The 6435-nt window shown below is 61.2% G+C and carries 7 protein-coding genes and 1 tRNA gene; 6 read left to right on the top strand and 2 right to left on the bottom strand.

Annotated elements, in window-relative coordinates; all coding sequences use genetic code 11:
• Positions 1–48: 48 nt before the first annotated feature.
• From KBA32_RS15955 to KBA32_RS15935, 5 genes are all read left to right on the top strand, one after another.
• Positions 49–124: transfer RNA gene (locus KBA32_RS15955), tRNA-Met, on the top strand.
• A 282-nt stretch (positions 125–406) separates the two neighbouring features.
• Complete coding sequence (locus tag KBA32_RS15950) at positions 407–1423, top strand: methionine ABC transporter ATP-binding protein (RefSeq protein WP_294361094.1); 1017 nt, start codon at positions 407–409, stop codon at positions 1421–1423.
• Positions 1420–2097: a methionine ABC transporter permease gene (locus KBA32_RS15945; RefSeq protein WP_294361082.1), complete on the top strand. Its 678-nt coding sequence runs from the start codon at positions 1420–1422 to the stop codon at positions 2095–2097. Before KBA32_RS15950 ends, KBA32_RS15945 begins: the two co-directional genes overlap by 4 nt.
• Positions 2098–2161: 64 nt before the next feature.
• The gene (locus KBA32_RS15940) at positions 2162–2947 is read left to right on the top strand and encodes a MetQ/NlpA family ABC transporter substrate-binding protein (RefSeq protein ID WP_294361072.1); all 786 of its coding nucleotides are present in this window, start codon (positions 2162–2164) and stop codon (positions 2945–2947) included.
• Positions 2948–3027: 80 nt separating this feature from the next.
• Entirely contained in the window at positions 3028–3225 is a 198-nt protein-coding gene (locus tag KBA32_RS15935) for a hypothetical protein (RefSeq protein ID WP_294361062.1), read from the top strand.
• Between the two features lie 13 nt (positions 3226–3238).
• Here the strand turns inward: KBA32_RS15935 and KBA32_RS15930 are convergent, their stop codons facing one another.
• Together KBA32_RS15930 and KBA32_RS15925 are read right to left on the bottom strand one after the other, a co-directional pair.
• Positions 3239–4132: an FHA domain-containing protein gene (locus KBA32_RS15930; RefSeq protein WP_294361045.1), complete on the bottom strand. Its 894-nt coding sequence runs from the start codon at positions 4130–4132 to the stop codon at positions 3239–3241.
• Positions 4133–4225: 93 nt separating this feature from the next.
• Positions 4226–5215 carry a TIGR01212 family radical SAM protein gene (locus tag KBA32_RS15925; RefSeq protein WP_294361033.1) on the bottom strand — a complete coding sequence of 330 codons (990 nt, stop codon included), beginning with the start codon at positions 5213–5215 and terminating at the stop codon, positions 4226–4228.
• Between the two features lie 191 nt (positions 5216–5406).
• On the opposite strand from KBA32_RS15925, the gene KBA32_RS15920 reads away from it, so the two are divergent.
• A complete protein-coding gene (locus KBA32_RS15920; protein WP_294361019.1) occupies positions 5407–6405 on the top strand; it encodes a sulfate ABC transporter substrate-binding protein in 999 nt (332 codons plus the stop codon).
• The last annotated feature ends 30 nt before the right edge of the window (positions 6406–6435 follow it).

Genomic DNA, 6435 nt, shown 5'->3' with positions numbered 1-6435 from the left:
TCCCGCTCCAGTTCTTTCAGTCGCTAGTTTCAGCGCGCATCAATCGGGCGCGGGGTGGAGCAGTTGGCAGCTCGTCGGGCTCATAACCCGAAGGTCGCAGGTTCAAGTCCTGCCCCCGCAACCAGCCTTTTCTCCCATGGTCGTTGGTGTTCTGGCTTGCCGTCGTGTTCCAGCGACGAAGTGCGTTGCGTTCAGCCGACCGCATGGAGTTTCTCCGGCCTTCTTGGTCAGGCACTTGTCCAGCGTGATTGCGCCGTATTGGAATATCGATATTGCAAAATCTTCGTTTGTTGTTATAACAGAGAGTGCTAAAGTCCACGCTCTGTCACGGCCTCATCGCCCCGTCGACCCACGAAGCAAACCGCTCGGGCGTGTCGTGTCCAAGAATAACAATACGGATTTCCCTGTGATCGATATTGAACACATCTCCAAGCACTACCTCGTGGATGGCAAGGCGATTCCGGCCATCACCGACATCAATCTGCGCATCGAGCAGGGCGAAATCTTCGGCATCATCGGCGCCTCGGGCGCTGGTAAAAGCACGCTGATCCGCACATTGAATCTCCTTGAGCGGCCGGACAGCGGCCGCATTCTGGTTGACGGTAGCGACATTACGAGATTGTCGAAAACCGAGCTTCAGGCTTACCGCCGCAAGGCCGGGATGATCTTCCAGCACTTCAACCTGATCGGCGCCAAGACGGTCGGCGACAACATCCGCTTTCCGCTCAAGCTGACCGGCGAGTATAGCGACGCTGAGATGGACGCGCGGGTCGGCGAATTGCTGGATCTCGTCGAGCTGACCGAACACCGCGACAAGTACCCGGCGCAGCTCTCCGGCGGGCAGAAGCAGCGCGTCGGCATCGCCCGGGCGCTGGCCAATCACCCGAAACTGCTGCTCTGCGACGAGGCGACCTCGGCGCTCGATCCGCAAACGACGCAGGCCATTCTCCGCTTGCTGCGCGACATCAATCGACGCTTCGGCCTGACGATCGTCCTCATCACGCACGAGATGGACGTCATCCGCTCGATCTGCGACCGCGTCGCGGTGCTCGACAAGGGCTTCGTCGTTGAATATGGGCCGGTCGCCGACGTCCTGTTGCACCCGAAACATCCGGTCACGCGCGGCATGGTGCGCGAGAGCAGCCATCACGAGGAGAGCGCCGATCTGGGGGCTGTCCTCGGTCTGTCCGGCCCGCTTCTGCGTCTCACCTTTCTCGGCGAGATCACCTATCAGCCGGTGCTGGAGAACATCGCAAAGGCACTCAGCGTCAGTTTCAACATTCTCGAAGGCGTCATCGGCCGTATCAAGGACACGCCCTACGGCCAACTTACCGTGCAGGTGATCGGTTCGGAGGCGGACGTCAGCCGAGTCGAAGCGGCTTTTGCACAGCAATCCATTCACTGTGAGGTACTCGGATCATGAGTCTGGCGCTTCTGGATGCATTCCTGGCCATCGACTGGTCGGATATCGGCCTGGCGACCGTGGAGACGCTGACGATGGTCGGCGGCTCGCTGTTCTTCACCGTGCTGCTCGGTCTCCCGCTCGGCATCGTGCTGTTCCTGACCGGGCCTCGGCAGCCGCTGGCGCACGGTCGGCTCTATGCTTTCCTGTCACTGTTGGTCAACCTGCTGCGCTCGATGCCGTTCGTGATCCTGCTGATCCTGATGATTCCGGTGACGGTGACGATCGTCGGCACGTCGATCGGCGTGCCGGGCGCCATTCCGCCGCTGGTAGTCGGCGCCACGCCGTTCTTCGCGCGCCTCGTGGAGAACGTCCTGCGCGAAGTCGATCGCGGCATCATTGAAGCCAGCCAATCGATGGGCGCGAGCCTGTCGCAGACCATCTTCGGTGCGGTGTTGCCGGAAGCCTTTCCGGGGCTGCTCGCCGCCACGACGGTCACCGCCATCGCGCTCGTCTCCTACGCCGCCATGTCCGGCGTGATCGGCGGCGGCGGCCTGGGCGACCTGGCGATCCGCTTCGGCTACCAGCGCTTCCAGACCGATGTGATGTTCGTCACCGTCGCCATCCTGCTCGTGCTCGTGCAGCTGCTCCAGGCGTTTGGCGATCGTCTCGTGCATCGATTTACCCGCAGTTGAGCGCTGCCCCACAAGGAAAGCGCCTCAACCCTGTCACACCTCAATCCCCATAAAGGAAGAAACGATGAAAATCCGATTTGTCTCCCTCATTGCCTCGGCGTTTGCCTTCGCCGCCTTCGCGGCGCACGCCGAAACCACGTTGAGCGTCGCGGCGACCGCCGTTCCGCACGCCGAAATCCTTGAACAAGTGAAGCCGGTGCTGGCCAAGGAGGGTATTACCCTCAAGGTGAAGGTATTCACCGACTACGTTCAGCCGAACGTCCAGGTCGCCGAGAAAAAGATCGATGTGAACTTCTTCCAGCACAAGCCGTATCTCGACGAGTTCAACAAGAACAAGGGCACCAATCTGGTCTCCGTTGCGCCGGTGCACGTCGAACCGTATGGCGCTTACTCGAAGAAGGTGAAGAAGGTCGCCGATCTGCCGAACGGCGCCACCATCGCCATCCCGAACGACCCGTCCAATGGTGGGCGCGCGCTGATCCTGCTCGAACAGAACGGACTGATCAAGCTCAAGGATTCGAAGAACATCCTGTCTTCGGTCAAGGACATCGCCGAGAATCCGAAGGGCTTCAAAATCAAGGAACTGGAAGCCGCGACGCTGCCGCGGCTCCTTGATCAGCTCGATCTGGCGCTGATCAACACCAACTACGCGCTCGAAGCCAAGCTGGTACCGACGCGCGACGCCCTGTTCATCGAGAATGCGAATTCGCCGTATGCCAACCTGCTGGTTTCGCGCCCGGACAACAAGGATAGCGATGCGGTGAAGAAGCTCGTTACGGCCCTGCAGAGCGCCGAGGTCAAACAGTTCATCGCCGACAAATACAAAGGTGCGGTCGTTCCGGCGTTCTGATCTGTCGATCGACGAGGGTCTTGACAGCGAGGTTGCGCGAACACAATCTCGCTTTTTCTCAAGCGACCTGGAGTGAATTCATGCGGCGCATCCTCCTTCTTGCAGGCTCAGCGCTCTTCTGTTCAAGCCTTTGGGCCGGGCCGGCGGCCTGGTACCGCTGGCATAGTGCCGAGGGAACGGTCGATATCTGCTCCCAGACTTCGCTGGGCGAAGGATGGGTGCCGGTCAAGGGCCCGTTTGCCGACGCCTTGTGCAAGAAGCCCGGCAATCCGGGCTGATTCCAGCGGTACTTCAGAGCGATTCGAAGCGGGCGCCACCCCGGCGCTCGCCGTTGAACGGCCGCCCGAAGAACAGCAACCCATTCCCGTAGAGTGCGACCGATTCATTCTTGATCAGGCGTGCCTTGCCTTCGTCGGTGGCGATGCAGGTGCCGTTGGTGCTGCGGTCGACGAGCACGATGCGGTCGATCTTGCGTTCGATCCGGCAGTGATTGCGCGAGACATGGACGCCGGTCAACACGAGATCGCTCGATGGGTCGCGGCCGACCGTGAGGATCGGATTCTCGGCCGTCAGTTCCAGCGACTTCATGCCATAGCTCAAGCGCAGATAGGGGCTGATCGGCGTGGCGCTGTAGTGGGTCGGCCAGAATGATTCGCCGCCGTACGCGGACGACGGAATCTCGCGCCGCCAGTCGATCTGATAACTGCCCGCGCCCCCAGGCGAGGTGTCGGCAGGGCGGGCGATCGTGCGCAGATCCAGGTTGAGTGCGGTGAATACGCTTTCCGATGCGATGACTGCGTCGTCGGCCGAAGCGAGCAATGCGGCCGTTTCATCGCCCGCCGAACCGTTGTCGTGCGATCGCTCGCGTGCGGTGATCTGATGGATGCCGATGCGCAGTGCCAGTCTTTGTGCGGAAACCTGCGGCAGCGCCGCGCATCGATGCTGCATCTCGCAGGCGGCCAGAACGGCGGCATCAGCGGCATCGAAGAAAAACACCCTGCCGTTTTCCAGACGATGGTCGATCTGGCCGCGATAAGCCGAGGCAACGCGCTCGATGCGGTTGATGCGACGCTCGAGCGGATGGCCGGCCATCGATTCGTCGAAGGGTTGCGACGACAAGCCGGTTCCCGCCAGTACGGCATGAACTTCATACTTGGTGCGGGAGGAGGTATTGGTCGCGACCATCGATGCCTGTTGCCGTTGTGAGCGCTTCGCCGGATGTCCCTATGCTATGCGGGTTGTCGTACCCCGCCTGTGATATCCGTCACGGGCTTTCGATTATATCGCGGTACAGCTTTCAGCCTGGGGGGTTTCCACGTCGTTCAGCCGGCCCTGCCAGGACTCTCTCTCCTCAAGCCGTTTTTCCAGCATCTCCGGGAATCGTGACAGGCGAAAACCCCAATCGGGCGAGACGAGCACATTCGGTGGCACCTCGCTGCCGAGCCGCTGGATCTTGATGCTTGGCGGGAGATATTCGAGGACGTCGATCACCGCGTCGAGATAGCTTGCCGGGTCGAGCAGGGAAAGGCTTGCCGGGTCGGCGCGATACTGATTGGCGAGCCGCGTGCCGCGCACGATCTGTAGCTGATGGAACTTGAGCGCATCGATCGGCAGCGCGGCGAGTTCCTTGGCGCCGGCGATCAGGCTGTTGCGCGTCTCAAGCGGCAGACCGAGCAGCAGGTGACCGGTGATGAACAACCCGCGCTGCGCCGCGCGCCGGATAGCGTCCTGCGTGCTGGCGAAGTCGTGCCCGCGCAGGCATTCGCGCAGCACGTCGTCGTTGCACGATTCGATGCCGATTTCCAGCTCGACGAGCGTGCGCTTGGCGAGGTCGGCGAGGTAGTCGAGCACCTCGTCGGGCAGGCAATCCGGGCGGGTGCCGATGACGATGCCGGCGATGTCGGGGTGGGAGAGGGCGACGTCGTAGAGTGCCTTCAATTTGTCGAGCGTGTCGTAGGTATTCGAATAGCTCTGGAAGTAGGCGATGAAGTTCTTGGTGCGCGGGTAGCGGCGGCGCATGAACTCGATGCCGATGTCGATCTGCCGGAGGATGTCGCGCTCTTGCAGCAGATAGCTGGGCGAGAAACCTTCGTTATTGCAGAACGTGCAGCCGCCGACGCCCTTCGATCCATCGCGGTTGGGGCAGGTGAATCCGGCATCGATGGAGACTTTCTGCATGCGTCCGCCGTGCGCCTTCCTGACCCAGTCGTTATAGACGTGGTAGCGGCGTCCGTTGAAGCAGGCGAGGGCGTCAGGGAGTGAGGTCATGGTGTTCGGGTCGGTGCAGTTTGGGCGCGCCATGTTAGTCGTTTGCAGTGTGTTTGTACGATGTGGATCGGCTTTTTATTCAGTTCCGGAATAAGAAAATAAACAACTAGACTTTGTGGGTCTAATCCGTCTGCCTATAGTGGAGGCCTGTCCGCAAAATACGAAAAACGACTTCCAATCTGGAGAGCGCCATGCCGAAGCTACTACGAACCCTGATCCTCGCACTTGTTCCCGTCCTCGCCGCGCCGGCGTTTGCGGAAGGTGGCCTGCTCAATGTCTCGTACGACGTTTCGCGCGACTTCTACAAGGACTACAACCCGTTGTTCCAGAAGCACTGGCAGGCCACTACGGGCGAAGCGGTCGATCTCCGCCAGTCGCACGCCGGGTCGAGCAAGCAGGTGCGCGCCGTGGCCGACGGGCTGGAGGCAGACGTGGTGACGATGAACCAGGCCTCCGACGTCGATTTCCTCGCCGAGAAGGGGCTGGTGGTGCGTGATTATGCGAAGAAATTCCCGGACAACGCCTCGCCCTACACCTCGACGATGGTCTTCATTGTGCGCAAAGGCAATCCGAAGGGCTTGAAAGATTGGCCGGATCTGGTGCAGCCGGGCGTGCAGGTGATCCTTCCGCACCCGAAGAACACGGGCAACGGCCGCTATTCCTACCTCGCCGCGTGGGGCTTCGCGCTCAGGCAGCCGGGCGGCAGCGACGCGACGGCGCAGGAGTTTGTCGGCAAGTTGCTCAAGAACGCGCCGTTGTTCGCCGCCGGCGGCCGCGATGCGACGACGACCTTCATGCAGCGCAAGATCGGCGACGTGCTGGTTTCTTTCGAGAGCGAAGCCGAACTGATCGCCAAGGAGTTCGGCAAGGGCGAGTTCGACGTCGTGCATCCCTCGCTGTCGATCCTGACCGAGTTTCCGGTCGCGATCGTCGACAAGGTGGTCGACAAGAAAGGCACGCGCAAGCTGGCGCAGGCGTATCTCGACTACCTGTGGAGCAAGGATGGGCAGGAAAACGCCGCGAAGAACTACCTGCGGCCGCGCGATCCCGAAGTGCTGAAGAAGTATGCTGCGCAGTTCCCGGCGATCAAGACCTTTACCGTCGAAGAGGTGTTCGGCGGCTGGGCCAAGGCCTCGCCGACACACTTCAAGGACGGCGGGACCTTCGACCAGATCTATTCGCAGAAGTAATCGCGGGCATGGCGCCGGGGGGTAAATCTA

This window comes from Propionivibrio sp. (assembly GCF_017995515.1).
Taxonomy (GTDB): Bacteria; Pseudomonadota; Gammaproteobacteria; order Burkholderiales; family Rhodocyclaceae; genus Propionivibrio.
This window is presented reverse-complemented; position numbering and strand designations above follow the sequence as displayed.

Bases quoted from the DNA above. Each gene is read 5' to 3' on its own strand.
- KBA32_RS15940 (WP_294361072.1), top strand. From the start codon at position 2,162: ATGAAAATCCGATTTGTCTCCCTCATTGCCTCGGCGTTTGCCTTCGCC.
- KBA32_RS15945 (WP_294361082.1), top strand. From the start codon at position 1,420: ATGAGTCTGGCGCTTCTGGATGCATTCCTGGCCATCGACTGGTCGGAT.
- KBA32_RS15930 (WP_294361045.1), bottom strand. From the start codon at position 4,132: ATGGTCGCGACCAATACCTCCTCCCGCACCAAGTATGAAGTTCATGCC.
- KBA32_RS15935 (WP_294361062.1), top strand. From the start codon at position 3,028: ATGCGGCGCATCCTCCTTCTTGCAGGCTCAGCGCTCTTCTGTTCAAGC.
- KBA32_RS15920 (WP_294361019.1), top strand. From the start codon at position 5,407: ATGCCGAAGCTACTACGAACCCTGATCCTCGCACTTGTTCCCGTCCTC.
- KBA32_RS15925 (WP_294361033.1), bottom strand. From the start codon at position 5,215: ATGACCTCACTCCCTGACGCCCTCGCCTGCTTCAACGGACGCCGCTAC.